Genomic DNA, 18399 nt, shown 5'->3' with positions numbered 1-18399 from the left:
GATCCGGCCACGGTGCGGGCCGACGTCTTGGAGACGTTCCCGTATGAGTACGCCGGATCGCCGGCCGTGGTCGAGATCGACACCGATGAATTCACCGCGGTCTGCCCGTGGTCCGGCCTGCCGGACTTCGGCCGTCTGGTGGTCCGCTATCTGCCGAAGGCGCGCGTGTTGGAGCTGCGCTCGCTGAAGCACTATCTCTTATCCTACCGCAGCGTCGGCATCTTCCAGGAGCACGCCGCCAACCGCATCCTCGAGGACTTGGTGCGCTCGTCCGACCCGAGCTGGATGGAGCTCGAACTCGACTACCGCGTCCGCGGCGGCGTGCACACCGTCGTCCGCACGCGGTGGCCCCGACCGGCGACCCCGGCATCGTGACCGCCGGCCCCCCCGGGTCTGCCGGCGGACCCGCCGCCGGCGACCATGGAATCGAAGCCGCCGGAGCCGCGGCGGCGGCCGCGCGACGTGGGGGGGTTGCCCGGCGCGTGGCCGAAGGCGCCGTCATCGCCGCGGCCTACGCCGCGCTGACGATCTACCTCGCGCCGGTCGCCTACGGACCATACCAGCTGCGGCTCTCGGAGATTCTGAAGCCCCTGGTGATCTGGGAGCCTCATCTCATTCCCGCGTTCGTCGTCGGGAACTTCCTCGGCAACCTCACGAGCCCGTTCGCCGGTCCGTGGGAGTTCGTCTGGATGCCGTTTGCGAACCTCGTCGGCGGATGGGCCGCATGGCGGCTCGGCCGCGTGAACGCCTACCTCGGCGCGACGGCGTACGCCGTCATCATCGCGGCGGCCGTATCGGTGATGCTGTCCTTCATTTTGCAGGCGTCGCCGCGGGTGCTGTTCCCGCCCCTCGTGATCAGCGAGATCCTGCTGATCGTCCTCGGTGTGCCGGTGATGCAGCCGGTGCACGCGGCGCTGCGAAAGGTCCTCAAGAGTCCGACGCGCTGACCCGCCTACTCGGGTTCGGGCGGCCGGCGGGTGTGCCACGGCGTCGCCCGCTCGTAAGCGGCGCCGATCGCGATCACGGTCTCTTCGTCCATCGGCCGGCCCGCGATCTGCAGCCCGACCGGCAGACCGTGCGCGCCGAATCCGCACGGTACCGAGAGCGCCGGCGCTCCGACGAAATTGAAGAGACGGCTGAAGCGCGTGATCACCGCTCGAGTTTCCAGGACCTCACCCGCGAGATCGATCGTGTCCTGACCGATGCGCGGGGCGACCGCGGGCACGCTTGGCAGGACGAGCGCGTCGATGCTTCGGAACAGTTCCGCGTACTCGTCGAACGCCAGCGCGCGGAGCTTCTGGGCCCGCAGGTACTGCGCGGCGGTCACGAACAGCCCGGGGCGAAGCCGCTCGAGGGTCTCCGGTCCGTAGTCCCCCGGACGCTCCCGCAGCCAGCGCTCGTGGACGCTGGCCGACTCGGCCTGGATGATCGCGAGTTGCGCCGCGAACGTCTCCGCCATGTGCGGCAGGGCCACGGGCTCCACGCGCAGCCCCAGCCCGCGCAGAACGTCGAGCGCCGCCTCGAACGCGACGGCCACGCCCGGCTCGACCTGCCGGTGGTACGAGTCGTCGAAGACGCCGATGCGCAGTCGGCGCACGTCGCGGCGGACGGCCGCGCGAAAATCCGGCGCGGGCTGCCCGAGCGTCGTCCGGTCGTGCGGGTCCGGCCCGGCGATCGCCTGGAGCACGATCGCCGCGTCTTCGACGGTCCGGGTCAGCGGACCGGGATGGTCGAGAGACCACGAGAGCGGGAACACGCCATAGGTACTGACGCGCCCGTACGACGGCTTGAGGCCGACGACGCCGCACAGCGCGGCCGGAATGCGGATGCTGCCGCCGGTGTCCGTACCGATCGACGCTGCCCCGAGCCCCGCCGCCACCGCGGCGCCGCCGCCCCCGCTCGAGCCCCCGGGGATCCGGTCGAGCCCCCAGGGATTGCGGGTCGGCCCGAAATACGCGTTGTTGTTGGTGATGCCGAAGGCGAATTCGTGCAGCGCCGCCTTGCCGAGCAGCACCGCCCCGGCGTCGCGCAGCCTGACCGTGACGGTCGCGTCGCGCGCCGGCACGTGGTCGGCCCGCACCCGCGATCCGCACGTGGTGCGGATGCCGCGGGTGTCGATGAGGTCCTTGAGGGAGACGGGCACGCCGTGCAGCGGGCCGCGGTAGCGGCCCGACGCGATCTCGCGGGCGGCCTGCTCCGCCTGCGCGCGGGCCAGGTCCGCCGTCACCGTGATGAAGGCGTTAAGCGCGCGCCACCGCTCGAACTGCTCGAGCGCGGCCTCGGTGACGGCCGCCGCCGAGACCTCGCGAGACTCGAGCCGCTCCGCGAGCCCGGAGATCGTCTCGTACGCGAGGGCGGTCAGCGGTGCGTCTCCGGTTCGTACGGCAGGTCCGCGAGCGGCGGCAGTGCCGGACGCCGGTCGTCGATCGGCAGGGCGCGGAGGCGGTCGAGATCTGCGTAGACCCTGGAAACGACCGGGGCCAGCCGTTCGAGCGCGTCCTGCGGCAGCGACAGGCCGAGCACCCGGGCGAGCTGCGCCAGGCCGGCGGTGTCTACGGGCATGCGGCGAAGACCGGAGTCAAACGGAACACTAAACCCGTGCGCGGGCCTCCGGCCGCTGCACGCGCTTCCAACCCAACAGCACCGCGAGCGAAATGATCACCGCGACGATGATCTCCGGAATCCCATGTGTCACCGCGACCACGACGGCTGCCTTCGTGGGAATGTAGTGGCGCAGAACGCCGAAGCCGAGCACCAGGACCGTGTTCGTCGCCGTGCCGACGATCGCCGCAACGGTGATCGCGGTCACTTCGCCGGACCGCCGAAACGCCATGTAGGCCCACGCCGCGAAGATGCCGATGAAAATTCGCGGCACGATAGCAACGATGGGATCCTTGAACAGCGGGATCGTAGCGAAGAAGAAACTGTAAAGTCCAAAGATCGTACCGATGATTGCGCCGACTACCGGGCCTTCCAGGATCGCGCCGATGATCGCCGGAACATGCATGATCGTCGCGCTTCCTGCCGCGGTCGGCACCGGGATGAAACCGAGACGCGTGGCACCGAGGAAGATCGCAATCGCGGCAAGCACCGCGGAAATCACGATGCCTCGCGTCGAGAGTCCCCCCTGACCCTGCATCGCTTCCCTCCCGTGGTCGTCGTGGGCCACGGCATCCCCGGCCGCGGGCCCCGCATAGAACAGCGGGGCCATTCCCTACGTCCGCGCGCCCTCCTGCTGCGTCTTGCGCGGTCCCGATGTCTATTTCGCGAACGGCACGCGCAGCATAGCAACGAGGAAGATGAACGCGGCGGTGGGCACCAGCCAGTCGAGAGCGGATCCACCGAGCACCGTGTATGTCGTGCGCCCGGCGCCGCCGGTGTACGCGCGCGCCTCCATCGCGACGATCAACTCCTCACCACGGCGCAGCGCGAACGTAAACAGTGGAACGAGAATGGGCAGCATCTGCCGGGTGCGCTCCACGAACTGCCAGCGGTTCCCGCCGATACGGCCCCCGCGGGATGCCTGCGCCTTCATCAGCCGTTCGGCCTCCAGCGCGAGCGTGGGCACGAAGCGGATCGCAATCGTCACCACGAGCGCAAGTTCGTGTCCCGGCACCCGGAACCGCCGCAGCGGCCGCAGCAGGCTTTCGATCCCATGCGTGAGCTCGGTGGTCGTGGTGCTGAGCGTGAACACGCTCGTTACTAGCAGTAGCTCCACGAATCGGACTGCGGAGACGACCACCAGGCGGACGACTGCCGCGGTGACAACGATCCAGCCCCACTGAAACACCACCGGGCTCGACGGCGCAAACCCTCGTCCGAAGAACAACAACTGCATGACTGCGAGGATTACCAGCAATGGCAACGCCGGGAGGAGACCGCGAAGCGCATAACGCATCGGGATGCGCCCGGCCGTGACGATCCCGAGGCATGCCGCCATGAGTACGGCATTGCCTGCGTAGGTCGGAGTGAAGCTGACGGCTCCAAGGAAGAGAAACGTCGCGACAATCTTCGCGCGCGGGTCCATCCGGTGCAGGTACGAACCGGTCGGCAGGTACTGGCCGAGCGTGATGTTGCGCAGCAGCTCGAACTCGCTCATACGCGCGCCCCGAGCAGCGCCGCCACCGCATCGCCCGCCTCTTCGACCGTCAGCGCGTCGCCGGCGACCGGCAGGCCGAGGGCGCGCAGGCGCTGGACGACCCGCACCGGCTCCGGCGGCAGCAGGCCAAGGGCCGCGAGGCGCGCCGGGTCGCCGAACACCTCGCGCGGCGAGCCCGCCTCCGCGACCGCCCCATCCTTCAGGATGTACAGACGGTCGCTGAGGCGCGCCACCTCTTCCATGTCGTGCGAGACCAGGACGAGCGTGAGGCCTTCGCGGGCCCGCAGCTCCTCGATGCGGTACCGCAGCTCCGCGCGCGCCCCCGGGTCGAGGCCCGAGGTCGGCTCGTCCAAGACGAGCACGCGCGGCCGGATCGCAAGCACGCCGGCGAGGGCGGCCTTGCGCATCTCGCCGCCGCTCAGCGAGAAGGTGTACCGATCCTTGAACCGCTCGAACGGCAGCCCCACCGCGTCCATCGCCCACCGCACGCGGGCGCGGATCTCGTCCGCCCCGAGACCCAGCTGCCGCGGCCCGTAGGCGACATCGTCGCCGACGAGCGGCTCGAACATCTGGGTCTCCGGATCCTGGAACACGAGACCGACCTGCTGGCGGATGCGCCGCAGATCGGTGCGCGGGTTCGCGAGGTCGTGCCCGTCGACGACGACGCGGCCGCGCGCCGGGCGGAACAGGCCGTTGAGGTACTGGATCAGGGTGGACTTGCCCGAGCCGGTCCGGCCGAGGATGCCGACCACCTCCCCGGCGCGCACCTCGACGCTGACGCCTCGCAGCGCCGTGTGCTCAAACGGCGTGCCCACCATGTAGGTGTGCCACAGGCCGGCGACCTCGATGATCGGGGCGCCCGCGCTCACGACCGGCCGCCCGCGCGCGCGGCCACGGCCGCGGCGAACTCGTCGACGGAGAGCACGTCGATCGGGAACCCCGGTACGTGCGCGCGCACGCGCAGCGCGACGGCGGTCACGGGCGGCAGATCGAGGCCGATCTCGCGAAGAAGATCGGCACGGGCGAAGACCCGGCGCGGCGGCCCATCCAGCAGGATGGCGCCCTCAGCCAGCACGACGATGCGGTCGGCGCGGGCGGCCTCGTTCATCAGGTGCGTGATCGCGACGACCGCGGTTCCCCGCCGGCGCAGCTCGCCGACGATCGCGGCGACGGCCTCCCGGCCCTCAGGATCGAGCATCGACGTCGCTTCATCCAGCACGACGCACGCCGGCCGCATCGCCAGCACCGACGCGATCGCGACCCGCTGCTTTTGCCCCGCGGACAGAAGGTGCGGAGGGCGCTCGCGGGCGTGCCACATCCCCACCAGCTCGAGCGCCTCGCGCACCCGGAGGCGCAGCTCGTCGTGCGGCACGCCGAGATTTTCGGGACCGAAGGCGACGTCTTCCTCGACGATCGTCGCGACCATCTGGCTTTCGGGGTGCTGGAAGACCATGCCGACGGCGCCGCGGATCGCCCGGGTGTGGACCGGATCACCCGTGTCGAGCCCCGCGACCAGTACGCGGCCGGCCGTCGGTCGCAAGAGCGCGTTCAGGTGCCGGGCGAACGTCGACTTGCCGGAGCCGTTCGGGCCGACGATCGCCACGTACTCGCCGGCGTCGATCCGCAGCGAGACGCCGCGCAGAACCTCGCCGGGCCGGGAGGGCGCCGCCGGCGCGCCGGACTCCGGGGCGGCCGCGTACGAGAAGTGCAGGTCCTCGCAAACGATCAGCGGACCGGCCATTCGCCTCCGAAGAAATAGCACGCCGCCGCAGCGTAGATGCGGCACGCCTCGGCGATCTCGGCGACGCGGACAAACTCGTCGACCTGATGCGGAATCGTGACGTCGCCGGGCCCGATGGTCACGATCGGGACGTGCGCCCGCGCGTGCAGGAATGTGCCGTCGGTGGCGCCGGGCACGCCGGCGATGCGCGGCGGCCGGCCCTGCACGCGCCGGCAGGCGTTCGCGACGGCGACCGCGATCGGTGCGGCGGGGTCGGTCTCGGTCCAGGGCCGCTCTTCGATGACCTCGAACTCGGCGCCGCACCCCGTGGTCGCGGCGGCCGCCGCCCGCGCCGCCGCGGTAAGATCCGCGCAGATCGCCGCGTGGTCCTGTCCGGGGATCGTCCGAATGTCGAGGCCCACGAGCGCCTCGGCGTGCATGACGTTGAGCTGCGCCGGCTCGCCGGCGCGCAGCAGGGTCGGCGTCACGCTCGGCTCGCCGAGGAGCGCGTGGCGGCCGTGGCGCGAGATGTAGCGCGCCTCGAGGGCGCCGGCTTCGCGCACGAACGCCGCCGCCGCCGGAATCGGGTTGCGGCCGCTCTTCGGCATCGCGCCGTGCGCCATGCGCCCGCGGAACCGCGCGAGCGCGCGCACCCCGCCCTTCTGCACGAGGCACATCGCGTTCTCCTCGGGCTCGCAGATAATCGCGCCGCGCGCGCCGTCCGCCCAGCCGTTGCGAATGAACGCCTTGATGCCGAGCATCATGCCTTCTTCGTCGGCGACGATCGCGAGCCGGACCGTCCCGGGAAGGCGCGCGCCGGCGCTGCGCAGCGCACGCACGGCGCCGACCGCGGCGGCGACCCCGGCCTTCATGTCGGCGGAGCCGCGGCCGTACAGCCGTCCGTCGCGGAGCTCCCCGCCGAACGGCGGGACGGTCCACGCGGCGGCGTCGCCCTCGGTCACAACGTCGGTATGGCCTTCGAATATGAGCAGGGGCCCGGACGCCGTGCCCGGCAGGTCGGCGATGACGTTCGGCCGGCCGGGCGCCGCGTCTTCGACCCGGACGACGAGATCGAGCCGGCGCAGCTCCTCGGCGACGAAGGCGGCGGCCTCCGCCTCATTGCCGCGCGGGTCGCCGGGCCGGTAGACGCTGGGGATGCGGACGAGACGGCGCGCGAGATTCAGCGTGTACGCGTCGTCGATCGCCGCCAGCACGGCGTCGAGCGCCCGTTCCGCGGCGGCGCTCCCCTCGCTCGGCACGGGCCCGCGGTCCGAAGGTTTAGTAAATCTTGGACTCCCGCGGCTTGCCCGTGTAGTCGAAAAACACCGTTTTCAGCTCGGTGTAGAACTCGAGACCTTCCTCGGCCATCTCACGGCCGCCGACGCCGCTCCACTTGATGCCGCCGAACGGCACCTGCGCCTCGCCGCCGACCGTCGGAGAGTTCACGTGGACCATGCCGACCTCGACGCGGTCCACGAAGCGCATGATGGCCGATGAGTCGCGCGCGTAGATGGACGAAGAGAGGCCGTACGTCACGCCGTTGGTCACGGCGAGGGCCTCGTCAAGCGAGCCGACCGTGATCATCGAGAGGACGGGGCCGAAGACCTCCTCCCGCGCGATCCGCGCGCCGGCCGGAACATCGACGAACACCGTCGGCTCGACGAAGTACCCGCGCTCGCACGCGCCCTCGGTCGCGCGCCGGCCGCCGGTGGCGACGCGCAACCCCTCGCGCCGCGCCCCGTCGATGTACCCCAGCACACTCTCGAGTTGGTGCGCGTCGACGAGCGGTCCCATGTCGACGTCCTTCTCCAACCCGTTGCCGAGCCGCATCTTCTTGGCGGAGGCGACGATCCGCTCGGTGAGGTCCCGCACGATATCGCGGTGCGCCACGCACAGGCTGGTCGCGGTGCACCGCTGTCCGGTGCTGCCGAACGCCCCCGAGGCGACGCCGGCCGCGGCGACGTCGAGGTCCGCATCCGGCATCACGACGACGGCGTTCTTGCCGCCCATCTCGCAGGTGACCTTCGCGAGGCGGCGCGCGGCCCGCGCGTAGACGTCGCTGCCGATCGCGGTCGACCCCGTGAACGACACCGCTTTGACGTCCGGATGGTCGACGAGCGCGTCTCCGACCTCCCCGCCGCTGCCCGGCAAGACCTGGAGCACGTGCTCCGGCAGGCCGGCTTCACCCAAGATTTTCGCGTACTCTTCGGCGAGCAGCGGCGTGAGCGTCGCGGGTTTGAGGATGACGGCATTCCCGGCCACGAGCGCCGGCCCGGCCTTCCACACCGGCTCCGCCCAGGGGAAGTTCCACGGCGTGATGACCGCGACAACGCCGAGAGGCTGGCGCAGCGTGAACAGCAGCGTCGACGGCATCTCGGACGGGCGGGTACGCCCGCCCATGCGGAACCCCTCGCCGGCGAACCATTCAAAGAGCACGGCGCCGCGGATGATCTCGCCGCGCGCTTCGGAGACGATCTTGCCCTCCTCACGCGTCAGCAGCCGGGCCAGGTCATCGGCGCGCGCCCGGGTGATCGCCGCGGCCCGCGCGAGCACGCGGCCGCGCTCGGGGGCCGGCACGTCGCGCCACTTCGCGAAGGCGGCCTTCGCGCGGGCGACGGCCGGTTCCACGTCGGCGGCGGTCGCCTGCCGAACTTCGGCCAGCACATCGGTCGTGTCGGCCGGGTTGACGTCGACCACGACGCGGGGTCCGGCGTCGCGGTGCACGCTGGAAGTACTCATCGGATCTCCTCCCGGGACGGTGAGGTGAGGCGTTCGTTCGTGCTTCGCAGGACCGGACTCCTGCCGAGGGAAATTCGTGTGTGGGCCGCGCCCGTTATGCCGGGCAGAGACCGACGACGCCGTAGGAGCCGCCGAATGAACGGACAGCATCTCGACGAAGCGCAGCGCGACGGATTCGCGTCGCCGCCGCCCCGCAAGGTGTCGTGTCCCATCGTGGACATGCACACCCACATGACGGAACCCGGCACCAATCACGAGCTCGTCGACGCCGGGCGCCGCTACGGGATCGCGCGGATCGGCGCGATCACCCAGCTCGACGAGGGCCTCGCGCTGCGGCGCCGGTACCCGCGTGAGATCGAGATCATCGCCCGGCCGCCGCTCGCGCCGCCCCCCGGCCGCCCCGCGCCGCGCGACGACCGTCCGCCGGAAGAGCGCGGACTCGAGACGATCCCGCGGGCGGCGGCGAGTGGCGTGCGCGTCATTAAATTCTGGTTCGCGCCGCGCATCCGCGACCGCCTCGACTTCCTCTTCGATTCCCCCCGCCTCGACCGCATCTTCGAGGCGATCGCGGCCCACGGGCTGGGCGTGCTGGTGCACGTGAGCGATCCCGACCGCTGGTTCGAGCACAAGTACGATCCGGCCAGGTACGGCACGAAGGCCGATCAGTATCCGATGCTGGAACACCGGCTGCGACAGTATCCAACGGTGCCGTTTCTCGCGGCGCACATGGGCGGCGATCCCGAGCACCTGGACCACCTCGCCGACCTGCTGACCCGCTACCCCAACCTGTATCTGGACACGAGCGCGACGAAGTGGATCGTCCGCGAGCTCGGGCGCCAACGCGAGGCCGCGCGCACGTTCTTCGGCCGCTGGGCCGATCGCATCTGCTTCGGGACGGATCAGGTCGTGCTCAAGGACTCCGACCCGGTCCGCTACCTCGTGCGGTACTGGGTCCATCAGATGTTCTGGGAGACGGATCTCGAGTGCGAGTCGCCGATCCCGGATCCCGACGCGGCCGGCGCACCGAGGCTGCGCGGGCTCGACCTTCCCGCGGACGTCCTCGAGCAGATCTACTGGAAAACGGCCGGGCGGGCGTTCAGAATCGACGCCCGCCCCGCACAACACACCGCCGCCGATTCCAGGGACAGAACCGGCGGCGGTTAGCTATCGTCTGTGGACCGCTTAGCGGATGATCAGGTGTCCGGTGGCCCACAGCGCCAAGCCGACCAGAAGCAGCAACCCGGCCAGCAGCATCGTTTTCCACCTCCTGTTCATCCGAACTATGGTGTATCCCGCACTATATTCCCAGTATAGCGCGTTTCAAAACACCGCACGAATTCCGCGCGCGCCTTACTGTCCGCCCCTCGTGGCCCCCATGCCGGTGTCGCACTGCGAGGCCGAGACGACGCAGAACGACTGCCGGCCCGTCCCCGCCGTGTCGTAACACTGCGCGAGCGCCTGCGACTCCGCCGTCTTCTTGTCGTAGGCGACGGCCCAGCCGGCGCCCGGGGTGCCCTTCTTGGGATCCATCGCCACCGCGGCGCACTGCTGGCTGATCGTCTTCACGACCTTGCAGACGCTGCGGGCGTCGGAGGAAGCGCCCTTCGCGGTCCGGCAGAGGTCCAGCGCCTGATTGGACGCCTGACTCGAGTTGGAGACGTTGCTGACGATCCCGAACGCAAATCCGTGATTGGCCACGTCCGACGGCTGTCCGATCGCGAGGGCCCCGTCGGCGAACGCTGCCGCCGGCCAGGCCGCGCCCACGACCGACACGACCGCCGCTGCGATCAGCGCCCGCGTTCCCGCCGCGCCACCATGCATCTGTCCCATTGTACCTGCCACCTCCATGGAGAGATCCGACGCGCCGCCGCGGACCGGTTCCTTCCGGACCGGCACGGTGACGCACTCATTTGTTGTTTCTGTACCCGGGTTTCGGCCCCGAAAAACGAGAGCCGGCGCCCGTGAGCGCCGGCTGCGAGGGCGCGACCGGAGCGCGGCCCGCGGCCGCGCTCGACGCCGGTCAGGCGATGGCCTTCTCCACGTCCTCCCTGGTCAGAGATTCGCCGAGCTCAGCCGACCACCGGAGGAGCGTCTCGATCACCTGCTCGCGGGACATGCCGAGCGTCGACATCATCTCCTGAACGCACAGCTCGACAACGTACTCGAGGCGCCCGCTCCATCCCGCGTCCTTCGCCTCGGCGACGAGCGACACAACGATGCCCGCGAGGAGCGGCTCCGCCCACTCCCGGCGCGCGGCCTGGGCCTCAGTCGACACCGCGGCCCCCGACCCCGACTGGTTCTCCACACCGCACCTCCCCCGCGTCTCTGCCCGTCCGCCGCACGCGTCAACCGACCGCCAAGCCCTGCGTCAGCAGCACGGCGCCGGCCGCGCCCGCGACGATCCCACCGTACCACAGCGGCGGCCGACGAACGATCGCCGCCACCGAACACAACACGATCCCCACCTGGAAGAACGCCACCGAGCTGCCGAAGCGCTGGTGCAGCACGTCGTACCGTTCCGCCGACTGCCGTGCCTCGTCGCGTCGCCGTTCCAGCGCCTGCGCGTCTTTGCTGATCTTCTCTTGATCCGACGTGTAGCGCGCCACCTCGCGATCGTAGCGCGCGGCAAGCGCCGCGGCCTGCGGCGTATGCTGCAGCCGCAGGACGTCGCGCTGCACCTCGAAGACGTGGCGCTTGATCCCCTTGGCCTGATAGAACGCCCACTGGTCGGACGCCTGGTTCTGGTACAGCGACGCCTCGGTCAGCCGCGCCAGCGACCCGTGCACCGCCTTGCCGCCCGCGAAGCTGGCGTAGGCAGCGAAGACGGCAAGCAGCGCCGTCGTGATCGCCACGGCGGGGATGAGCCAGTGCGGGTGTTCTTCCGCAGCCTCGACCCTGGACTCGACCTCGAACCCCTCTTCCACCGCGCCTCCTTCACGCCCCCGGCCGCCGTCTCCCGACCGGCGATACCCGGGATCGAATCGATTTCTGGACCACGTGCGCGCACTCCTGCGAAACGGGCGCGCGAGGGGCCGGAAGAACGCGACGCGGCCGGCGCGCCTTCCGGTGCGCCGGCCGCGTGGCCGCGTACGCCTGCGGGGCTAACTCGGCGGCGAGTACGTGCCGCGCGACGTAACCGGATGCCGGTGCAGCAACGAGGCCGCGGCGTACGTGATCGCACCCCACAACCGTCCGAAGAGGCCCGAGCGCCCGACGGCGGCCGAGGCGAGCAGCGGCACACTCTGCACGACCCGGCCGTTGCGCCGCACCGTCAGCGTCCCGACCTCCTGGCCGCGCGCAACGGGCGCGAACGGCCGCGCCGTGATTTGCTCCGTCACCTCGAAGTCGCCGCGCGAACCGCGGGGCACGAGCACGGTCACCGGACGGGCGGGCGCGATCGCGACCGCGTGTACGCTGCCGCCGTACACCCGCAGCACCGCCGGCACGACCGTCTGCCACGGCACCGAGACGACGGTGTAGTGCGCGAACCCCGCGGCCAGCATGCCCTCGGCCAGCGCCGTACGGCGCGGCACGGAAGGCGCACCCAGCACGACGGCGACCAGACGGAGATCGCCGTCGCGGGCCGTTGCGACGATGCTGTAGCCGGACTCCTCCGTATGTCCGGTCTTGAGACCGTCCACGCGGGAATCGCGAAAGATGAGGTTGTTCCAATTCGCCTGCTTGATGCCGGCGTAGGTTTCGTACCGCGGGCTGCTGTACTGCGTGGCCTTCGGAAACTCCAGCAGAACGTGCCGCGCCAGCACCGCCATGTCGGCGGCGCTCACGTGCTCCCCGGGCGCGGGCAGGCCGTGGGGCGTGACGAAGTGCGTGTCGTGCATGCCGAAGCGCTCCGCCGTAGCGTTCATCTCCTCGACAAACCGGTCCGCGGATCCGCCGACCGTCTCGGCCAGCGCTTCCGCGGCGTCGTTGCCCGACGCGACCATCAGGCCCTCCAGCATCTGGCGCACCGTAACGGTGTCCCCGACGTTGAGGAACATCCGGCTGCTGCCGGGCACGCGGCCGATCCGCCACGCCTCGGTGCTGACCGTGACGTTGGTGTCGGGCGTCAGCCGTCCGCTGTGAATCGCCTGCAGCGTGAGATAGAGCGTCATCAGTTTGTCGAGGCTCGCCGGTTGGTGCTGCACGTGGGCGTTCGTGCTCTCGAGCACTTCGCCCGTGCTCACCTCCATGAGGACGGCGGCCGCGTTCGGGAGCGGGGCGCGCGCACCGGCCGGCCCGCCCGGCTGGGCAGCGGGAACGTGCGGCCGCGCGGCCGCCTCGGCCGGACCGGGAACCGCGGCCCACGGCTGGAGCGGCAGGGCCGCGCACAACGCGGCAATCGCGAGGCGCGAGACAGGCCGCGGCATTGGACGCCTCCTCACGCCGCCGACACCTGCAGGATGGTTCGCAGGCCGTCGCCGCGATCGAGCGCGTCCACCGCCTCGTTGACGCGGTCGAGCGGGAACGACGCGGTCACCAGTTCATCGAGCATGAGCTGCCTCCCATAATACAGCCGGAGCATCCGTGGAATGTCGTCGCGCAGGCGCGCCGAACCGTAGAAGCAGCCCCGAAGCTGTTTCTCGTTCATCACAAACGCGGTCCCGCCCACGGCGAGTTCCGCCTTCGCCGGCGGGATGCCGACCGCGACCGCCACACCGCCGCGGGCCACCGCGTCCACGGCCTGACGGACCGTCTCCGGCCGCCCGATCACCTCGAACGCGAAATCTGCGCCGCCGCCCGTGAGATCGCGGATCGCCGCCAGCGCGTCGTCCCGCTTGGCGTTCACGACGTGGGTGGCGCCGAACCGCCGTGCCGCTTCGAGGCGGTGGTCGAGCAGATCCACACCGATGATCGTCGTGGCGCCGGCGATGCGGGCGCCCTGCACGACGTTCAGGCCGACGCCGCCCAGCCCGATCACCACCACGCTGGCGCCGGGCGTCACGCGCGCGGTATTGACCACCGCGCCGACGCCGGTCGTGACCGCGCAGCCGAGCAGCGCCGCGACGGACAGCGGCAGGTCGCGATCGATCCGCAGCACCCCCGATTCGGGGACGACCGCCTGCTCCGCCCACGAGGAGACACAGGTGAAATGGTTGATCTCTTCGCCCCGCAGGCGCAGCCGCGTGGTCCCGTCGGGCATCCGGCCGCGGACGCGATACCGCATCTCGCACAGATGGGGGCGGCCGCTGTCGCAGTACCGACACGCGCCGCACGACGGCGCGAATAGGAGCACCACGTGGTCGCCGGAGCGCACCGACTCGACCCCGGCGCCGACGGAGGCGATGACGCCCGACGCCTCGTGCCCGAGCACCACCGGCAGCGGCATCGTGAGGTCCCCTTTGATATAGTGGAGGTCGCTGTGGCAGACGCCGGTCGCGACGATCCGGACCAGCACTTCGCCCGGACGCGGCGGCTCGAGATCGACGTCCTCGACGACGAGCGGCTTGCCGACTTCGTAGAAGACCGCGGCGCGCACCGGCGGGTCCTCCTCTCGAGGAAGTGAGCGGGGCTTCCCGCCGCCCGGCGATGAATCCTCTCACGACCTTACCGTGTACGTTGCCCCGATTGAGGTCGCAAACCGACATCAAAAAGGGGAACTCGCGGCCGAGTTCCCCTTCAGATCGCTCCGGCGGGTGACCGTTCAGCGGTGCCCGGCCGCGGCCTCCCGCTCGAGCAGCGCCCGCTTCCGCTCGACCCCAAGCCGGTAGCCGCCGAGGCCGCCGTCGCTCTGGACGACGCGATGGCACGGGATGACGAGCGGCACGGGGTTCGCCGCGCAGGCCCGCGCGACGGCGCGGACGGCCGCCGGTCGCCCGATGGCGCGCGCGACCTCGCTGTACGAGCGCGTCGCACCGTACGGGATCGCGCGCAACGCCTCCCACACCCGCGCCTGAAACGCCGTCGCCCGGATGTCGACGGGCAGATCGAGGCGCGTCTCGCGGCCGTCGAGGTATCCCAGGATCGACCGCACCGCCGGCGCGAGCGCCCGATCATCCCGCACGAGGCGCGCCGCCGGATATTCGGTCCGTAGCGCCGCGGCGTGAGCCGCGTCGCCGTCACCGAGCGACACCGCGCAGATTCCCCGGTCGGTGCGGCCCACCATCAGACGCCCGAGCGGAGTGGCCACGGTCGTGTATCGGATCGTCGCCCCGGCCCCGCCGCGGCGGTACGCCGCGGGCGTCATGCCGAGCCGCTCCCCGGCGCGTTCGTACAGCCGGCTGCTCGACCCGTACCCCGCGTCGTAGAGGGCGGTCGTCACCGCCGCCTGCGCACGCAGCCGGGCCTTGACGATATCGAGCCGGCACGCGTCGACGTACCGCTTCGGCGTAATGCCGAGAACCTGGGCGAACGCGTGGCGGATCGCCTGCGGCCGGCTCTCGAGGGCGCCGGCCAGCGACGTGAGTTTGAGCGGCATGTCGAGGTGGGCCTCGATGAACCGGCACGCGTGCTGGACGAGCGCGACGGCGTCGCGGCGTTCGCGGAGGACGTCGGGGCGGCATCGCCGGCACGGGCGGTAGCCGGCCTCCGCCGCCTGCCTGGGCTCCCGGAAGAACCGGACGCGGTCGCGCTTCGGCCGGCGCGCCGGACACGAAGGCCGGCAGTAGATGCCGGTCGAGCGCACGGCGAAGACGAAAGTGCCGTCGGCCGACGCGTCGCGCGTGAGCACCGCCTGCCACCGGCGGTCGTCGTTCGCGCCGAGGCCGTTCCGGCCGCCCGTTTGCGTTCCACCGGCGGGGACGCCGTCGCGAAGGAGCCTGTCCGTGCGCATCCCGTTTACGTGATCCTCGCTCGCGCGCGCTCCGTTCGTCTGCGCCGCGACGTCGTGTAGGTTCAGCATACCACCACCTCCATCGTCACACCGATGGTACGCGCCACGCGGAGACGCCGCTATCCGTTTTGGAAGGATAAACCGACACATACAAGACCGTGCACGATCTCGCGGGCCGGTTCGTCCCGGCGGGCTTGGAAGACGACCTTGTCACGAGGGGGCCCTGCGCTATCGGCGATCGCGCCGTCAACCGGCGGCGACCCGGCCGGAGCGGCTGCGCGACGACATGCCCGTGCTGACGCGCGCGATGCAGAGTCTGCGGCCCGTCCCCATCCCGACCGAACCCGATCCGGTCCACGGCGGACACAACATGAGCCGCGGCGTCGTCCGCCGCGGCTCGATGTAGCCGGCGTTCCGGCCGGCTCAGTGGCTGTGGGTCGCGTCCCACTGCAGGGCCGCCACGATGTCGTTGCGCGCGCGCTGCATGTTCTCGATCGCGCGAACCCGGAATCCGCCGTAGTCTGTCTGGTCGTGCTGCAGCTGGTCGATCATCCCTTCCAGCGCGGCCCGCACGTGCACGAGATTCCGCCCGCTCCCGACCTCGCCGCGCGCCGGCGGCACCTGCGCCATCGCCGCGCCCGCCGCCGCGAACGTCGCGGCCGCCGCGCCTGCCCCCGCGAGAAACTCTTTCCGCGTCACGATTCGCCACCTCCCAGTGGTTCCCGCACCGCTCGCTGTACCGGATATAGCGCGCGCCCGACGCGCTCAGTTCCCGGCGGCGGCGGGATCTTCCGGGGGTCGACTCAGCGGCTTAGCGTCGACGAGCCGCGGCCGCGGCGGGGAGCGCCTCGGGCAACTCGACCGGCACCGGCTCATCGGGCGCGGGCGCGAGGGTCTCCCGCAGCGCCTTCGCCAGCGCCGCGGCGGGCGGCGCGAGGAACATGCCCATCAGCCCGAACAGCGCGTTGCCGACCAGCAGCGCAAGCAGGATGGTGACCGCGTGCAGCCGCAGTTCGTGGCCGATGATTTTCGGCAGGATGATTTTGGTCTCGGCGAGCTGCACGATGGTGAAGAAGGTCAGCACGGTCAGCGCCGTCGCCGGCGACTGCAGCGCGGCGATGCCGACGATCGGGATGGCGCCCAACACCGGGCCAATGATTGGAATCGCGCGCGTCAGGCCGGCGAAGATGCCGAGCAGCAGCGGATAGCGCACGCCCAGAATCGTCAGGCCGAGCGTGATCGCCGTGCCCGCGATCAGCATCAGGATCAGTTGCGCGCGAACGTAGCCGGCTACAATGCGGTCCGCCCGGCGGCCGGCGAGCAGCACGATCCGCCGCGCGCCGGAGGGCAGAAAGCCGAGCAGCTCGTCGCGCAAGACCGGCAGGTCCAGCAGAAAGTAAAATGCGAGGATGGGAATCAGCAGCACTTCGAAGCCCTTGGAGATCCAGCGCGCGGTACCGCGCAGCGCGCCCGTCGCGGCGCCGAGCGCGATCATTTCCGCTTGATCGAGGGCCCGCTCCACCTGTGGTACGAGCGGCGCCGGGAGGCTCCGGCGGAGCCCATGCTGCAGCTGCGTCAGCGCCGCGCCCACCTGGTCGCGGTACTGCTCGACGTTCTGCGCAAAGTGCCGAGTTTCGGTGGCGAGCGGCCGCATCGCCAGCCGGACGACAAGGCCCAGCGCCAGGGCCGCCGCCACGAACACCGCGAGAACCGCAACGAGGCGCGGCACGGGCCGGCCCCACAGCCGCAGCCGGCCGGCGCGCTCCACGAACGGCATCAATGCATAGGCCAGCATCGCGCCGAGCGCGACCGTCACCAGGACGAATCGCAGACGCCACAGGATGAATGCGACGGCCGCGGCGACGACGGCCATCATCGTCGCCTTGGCCCACCGATCGAGCGTGCTTATCCGACCGCCCCCCAACGGCTTCGCCCAGCGGAAGTCGGCGTAAGTAGTTCGAAACGCCGACGCCGCCCCCTGCCATTGTGCCCTACGTCGCTTCGACCCGGACCCACAGCCCGGCGGCGACCCCGCCGCGAGGGCCCTCGCCTCCCCGGCGCGACGGCACGGGCGCCGGCGAGGCGGCGTCGCGCAGGATCGCAGCCATGGTTTCCAGGCCGTCCACGAGCCGGGGGCCCGAGCGGCTGAAGAACGCCCCGCCGTCGGTCGCGTACACGCGGCCCGCGGCCACCGCGGGCAGCGCCCGCCACGCCGGCCGCTCTGCGATCGTGCGCAACTCCGCGCGCGTCCGCGCGATGTCGAAGCCGCAGACGGTCAGCACAACGACCTCGGGCGCGGCCGCCGCGATCTCGTCCCACGCGACGCGAAACGAGGGACGGCCGGGTCGGCCGACGACCTCGCGGCCGCCCGCGAACTCGACGAGTTCGGGCATCCAGTGCCCGCTGCAGAACGGCGGATCCAGCCATTCCATGCAGAAGACACGAGGCGCGGCGGCGGCCCGTCCCGCGTCGCGCCCCGCGTGCGCCACCTCGGCGACGCGCGCCCGGAGCGACGCAAGGAGCCGGCGGGCCTCGGGGGCGCGCCCGGCCGCGGCCCCAACCCGCGCGATGTCGCCGAAGACATCCTCGAGCGTGTGCGGGTGAAGCCGCAGGACACGCGGCGGTCCGGGAAGCCCGGCCACGACGGCTTCGACATCAAGGCTCGGCAGGGCGCAAACGTCGCATAGGTCCTGCGTCACGATCAGATCCGGCCGCGCCGCGGCGAGCGCATCCACGTCGAGCCGATACAAACTGTCGCCGCGGCGCAGCGCGGCTTCAACCGCCGCGTCGATCGCCGCGCTGCCGAGCGAGGAGTCGACGCGGGGCCGGACCACCACCGGGCGGCCGCGGACCTCCGGCGGGTAATCGCACTCGTGGGTGACGGCCACGATGTCGCCGGCGAGGCCCAGGGCGGCGACGATCTCCGTGGCGCTCGGCAGCAGGGTCGCAATGCGCATAGGGAGACCGATTTCGCGATTGAATGGGGAAAGCCTAGTCAGAGAACCGGCGGCGCCGCGAGCGCCCGCGCGGCGTTACGGAGCCGTTGCAGCCCGGCAGGATACTTGGAACGGA

20 protein-coding genes are annotated in these 18399 nt (G+C 71.2%); 3 read left to right on the top strand and 17 right to left on the bottom strand.

Annotation, left to right across the window (positions count from 1 at the left end):
- The first annotated feature begins 12 nt into the window (after positions 1–12).
- The gene (gene queF / locus VFL28_16160) at positions 13–375 is read left to right on the top strand and encodes a preQ(1) synthase (protein HET7266199.1); all 363 of its coding nucleotides are present in this window, start codon (positions 13–15) and stop codon (positions 373–375) included.
- Between the two features lie 107 nt (positions 376–482).
- The gene (locus VFL28_16155) at positions 483–947 is read left to right on the top strand and encodes a QueT transporter family protein (protein HET7266198.1); all 465 of its coding nucleotides are present in this window, start codon (positions 483–485) and stop codon (positions 945–947) included.
- 5 nt (positions 948–952) lie between these two features.
- Here the strand turns inward: VFL28_16155 and VFL28_16150 are convergent, their stop codons facing one another.
- The 8 genes from VFL28_16150 to VFL28_16115 all read right to left on the bottom strand — a co-directional run bounded on the left by VFL28_16150 (position 953) and on the right by VFL28_16115 (position 8558).
- Positions 953–2338, bottom strand: coding sequence for an amidase (locus VFL28_16150; GenBank protein HET7266197.1), 1386 nt, complete (start codon positions 2336–2338; stop codon positions 953–955).
- A 20-nt stretch (positions 2339–2358) separates the two neighbouring features.
- Entirely contained in the window at positions 2359–2562 is a 204-nt protein-coding gene (locus VFL28_16145; GenBank protein HET7266196.1) for a hypothetical protein, read from the bottom strand.
- Positions 2563–2590: 28 nt separating this feature from the next.
- Positions 2591–3139 carry an ECF transporter S component gene (locus VFL28_16140; protein HET7266195.1) on the bottom strand — a complete coding sequence of 183 codons (549 nt, stop codon included), beginning with the start codon at positions 3137–3139 and terminating at the stop codon, positions 2591–2593.
- Between the two features lie 120 nt (positions 3140–3259).
- A complete protein-coding gene (locus VFL28_16135) occupies positions 3260–4099 on the bottom strand; it encodes an energy-coupling factor transporter transmembrane component T (protein ID HET7266194.1) in 840 nt (279 codons plus the stop codon).
- Positions 4096–4968 carry an energy-coupling factor transporter ATPase gene (locus tag VFL28_16130; protein HET7266193.1) on the bottom strand — a complete coding sequence of 291 codons (873 nt, stop codon included), beginning with the start codon at positions 4966–4968 and terminating at the stop codon, positions 4096–4098. The genes VFL28_16135 and VFL28_16130 overlap by 4 nt, the downstream gene beginning before the upstream one ends.
- A complete protein-coding gene (locus VFL28_16125) occupies positions 4965–5840 on the bottom strand; it encodes an energy-coupling factor transporter ATPase (GenBank protein HET7266192.1) in 876 nt (291 codons plus the stop codon). The genes VFL28_16130 and VFL28_16125 overlap by 4 nt, the downstream gene beginning before the upstream one ends.
- Positions 5825–7078 carry an ArgE/DapE family deacylase gene (locus tag VFL28_16120; protein HET7266191.1) on the bottom strand — a complete coding sequence of 418 codons (1254 nt, stop codon included), beginning with the start codon at positions 7076–7078 and terminating at the stop codon, positions 5825–5827. The genes VFL28_16125 and VFL28_16120 overlap by 16 nt, the downstream gene beginning before the upstream one ends.
- A gap of 19 nt (positions 7079–7097) precedes the next feature.
- Positions 7098–8558: an aldehyde dehydrogenase family protein gene (locus VFL28_16115; protein ID HET7266190.1), complete on the bottom strand. Its 1461-nt coding sequence runs from the start codon at positions 8556–8558 to the stop codon at positions 7098–7100.
- A gap of 135 nt (positions 8559–8693) precedes the next feature.
- Here VFL28_16115 and VFL28_16110 point away from each other — a divergent pair, with 135 nt between their 5' ends.
- Complete coding sequence (locus VFL28_16110) at positions 8694–9722, top strand: amidohydrolase family protein (protein ID HET7266189.1); 1029 nt, start codon at positions 8694–8696, stop codon at positions 9720–9722.
- A 186-nt stretch (positions 9723–9908) separates the two neighbouring features.
- Here the strand turns inward: VFL28_16110 and VFL28_16105 are convergent, their stop codons facing one another.
- The 9 genes from VFL28_16105 to VFL28_16065 all read right to left on the bottom strand — a co-directional run bounded on the left by VFL28_16105 (position 9909) and on the right by VFL28_16065 (position 18284).
- A complete protein-coding gene (locus VFL28_16105; GenBank protein HET7266188.1) occupies positions 9909–10388 on the bottom strand; it encodes a DUF4189 domain-containing protein in 480 nt (159 codons plus the stop codon).
- 190 nt (positions 10389–10578) lie between these two features.
- Positions 10579–10863 (bottom strand): hypothetical protein, encoded by a 285-nt coding sequence (locus VFL28_16100; GenBank protein HET7266187.1) that lies wholly within the window; start codon positions 10861–10863, stop codon positions 10579–10581.
- A 40-nt stretch (positions 10864–10903) separates the two neighbouring features.
- Positions 10904–11482, bottom strand: coding sequence for a DUF4337 domain-containing protein (locus VFL28_16095; GenBank protein HET7266186.1), 579 nt, complete (start codon positions 11480–11482; stop codon positions 10904–10906).
- Positions 11483–11659: 177 nt separating this feature from the next.
- Positions 11660–12925 (bottom strand): D-alanyl-D-alanine carboxypeptidase family protein, encoded by a 1266-nt coding sequence (locus tag VFL28_16090; GenBank protein ID HET7266185.1) that lies wholly within the window; start codon positions 12923–12925, stop codon positions 11660–11662.
- Between the two features lie 11 nt (positions 12926–12936).
- Positions 12937–14034, bottom strand: a complete 1098-nt coding sequence (locus VFL28_16085) for a Zn-dependent alcohol dehydrogenase (GenBank protein HET7266184.1) — start codon at positions 14032–14034, stop codon at positions 12937–12939.
- A gap of 165 nt (positions 14035–14199) precedes the next feature.
- A complete protein-coding gene (gene ada, locus VFL28_16080; GenBank protein ID HET7266183.1) occupies positions 14200–15396 on the bottom strand; it encodes a bifunctional DNA-binding transcriptional regulator/O6-methylguanine-DNA methyltransferase Ada in 1197 nt (398 codons plus the stop codon).
- Positions 15397–15750: 354 nt separating this feature from the next.
- On the bottom strand, positions 15751–16026 hold the full coding sequence (locus tag VFL28_16075) for a hypothetical protein (protein HET7266182.1): 276 nt from the start codon (positions 16024–16026) through the stop codon (positions 15751–15753).
- A gap of 112 nt (positions 16027–16138) precedes the next feature.
- On the bottom strand, positions 16139–17203 hold the full coding sequence (locus VFL28_16070) for an AI-2E family transporter (GenBank protein ID HET7266181.1): 1065 nt from the start codon (positions 17201–17203) through the stop codon (positions 16139–16141).
- A gap of 115 nt (positions 17204–17318) precedes the next feature.
- A complete protein-coding gene (locus VFL28_16065) occupies positions 17319–18284 on the bottom strand; it encodes a cobalamin-binding protein (GenBank protein ID HET7266180.1) in 966 nt (321 codons plus the stop codon).
- Positions 18285–18399: the final 115 nt, after the last annotated feature.

The organism is bacterium (genome assembly GCA_035691305.1).
In the GTDB taxonomy this organism is placed as follows: domain Bacteria; phylum Sysuimicrobiota; class Sysuimicrobiia; order Sysuimicrobiales; family Segetimicrobiaceae; genus DASSJF01.
The sequence above is the reverse complement of the archived record's forward strand: the minus strand, read 5'-3'. Positions and strand labels throughout refer to the sequence as shown.

Excerpts from the sequence above, each read along its gene's own strand:
- VFL28_16145 (HET7266196.1), bottom strand. The coding sequence starts at position 2,562 with ATGCCCGTAGACACCGCCGGCCTGGCGCAGCTCGCCCGGGTGCTCGGC.
- VFL28_16140 (HET7266195.1), bottom strand. The coding sequence starts at position 3,139 with ATGCAGGGTCAGGGGGGACTCTCGACGCGAGGCATCGTGATTTCCGCG.
- VFL28_16135 (HET7266194.1), bottom strand. The coding sequence starts at position 4,099 with ATGAGCGAGTTCGAGCTGCTGCGCAACATCACGCTCGGCCAGTACCTG.
- VFL28_16125 (HET7266192.1), bottom strand. The coding sequence starts at position 5,840 with ATGGCCGGTCCGCTGATCGTTTGCGAGGACCTGCACTTCTCGTACGCG.
- VFL28_16115 (HET7266190.1), bottom strand. The coding sequence starts at position 8,558 with ATGAGTACTTCCAGCGTGCACCGCGACGCCGGACCCCGCGTCGTGGTC.
- VFL28_16110 (HET7266189.1), top strand. The coding sequence starts at position 8,694 with ATGAACGGACAGCATCTCGACGAAGCGCAGCGCGACGGATTCGCGTCG.
- VFL28_16105 (HET7266188.1), bottom strand. The coding sequence starts at position 10,388 with ATGGGACAGATGCATGGTGGCGCGGCGGGAACGCGGGCGCTGATCGCA.
- VFL28_16090 (HET7266185.1), bottom strand. The coding sequence starts at position 12,925 with ATGCCGCGGCCTGTCTCGCGCCTCGCGATTGCCGCGTTGTGCGCGGCC.
- ada (HET7266183.1), bottom strand. The coding sequence starts at position 15,396 with ATGCTGAACCTACACGACGTCGCGGCGCAGACGAACGGAGCGCGCGCG.
- VFL28_16070 (HET7266181.1), bottom strand. The coding sequence starts at position 17,203 with ATGATGGCCGTCGTCGCCGCGGCCGTCGCATTCATCCTGTGGCGTCTG.
- VFL28_16065 (HET7266180.1), bottom strand. The coding sequence starts at position 18,284 with ATGCGCATTGCGACCCTGCTGCCGAGCGCCACGGAGATCGTCGCCGCC.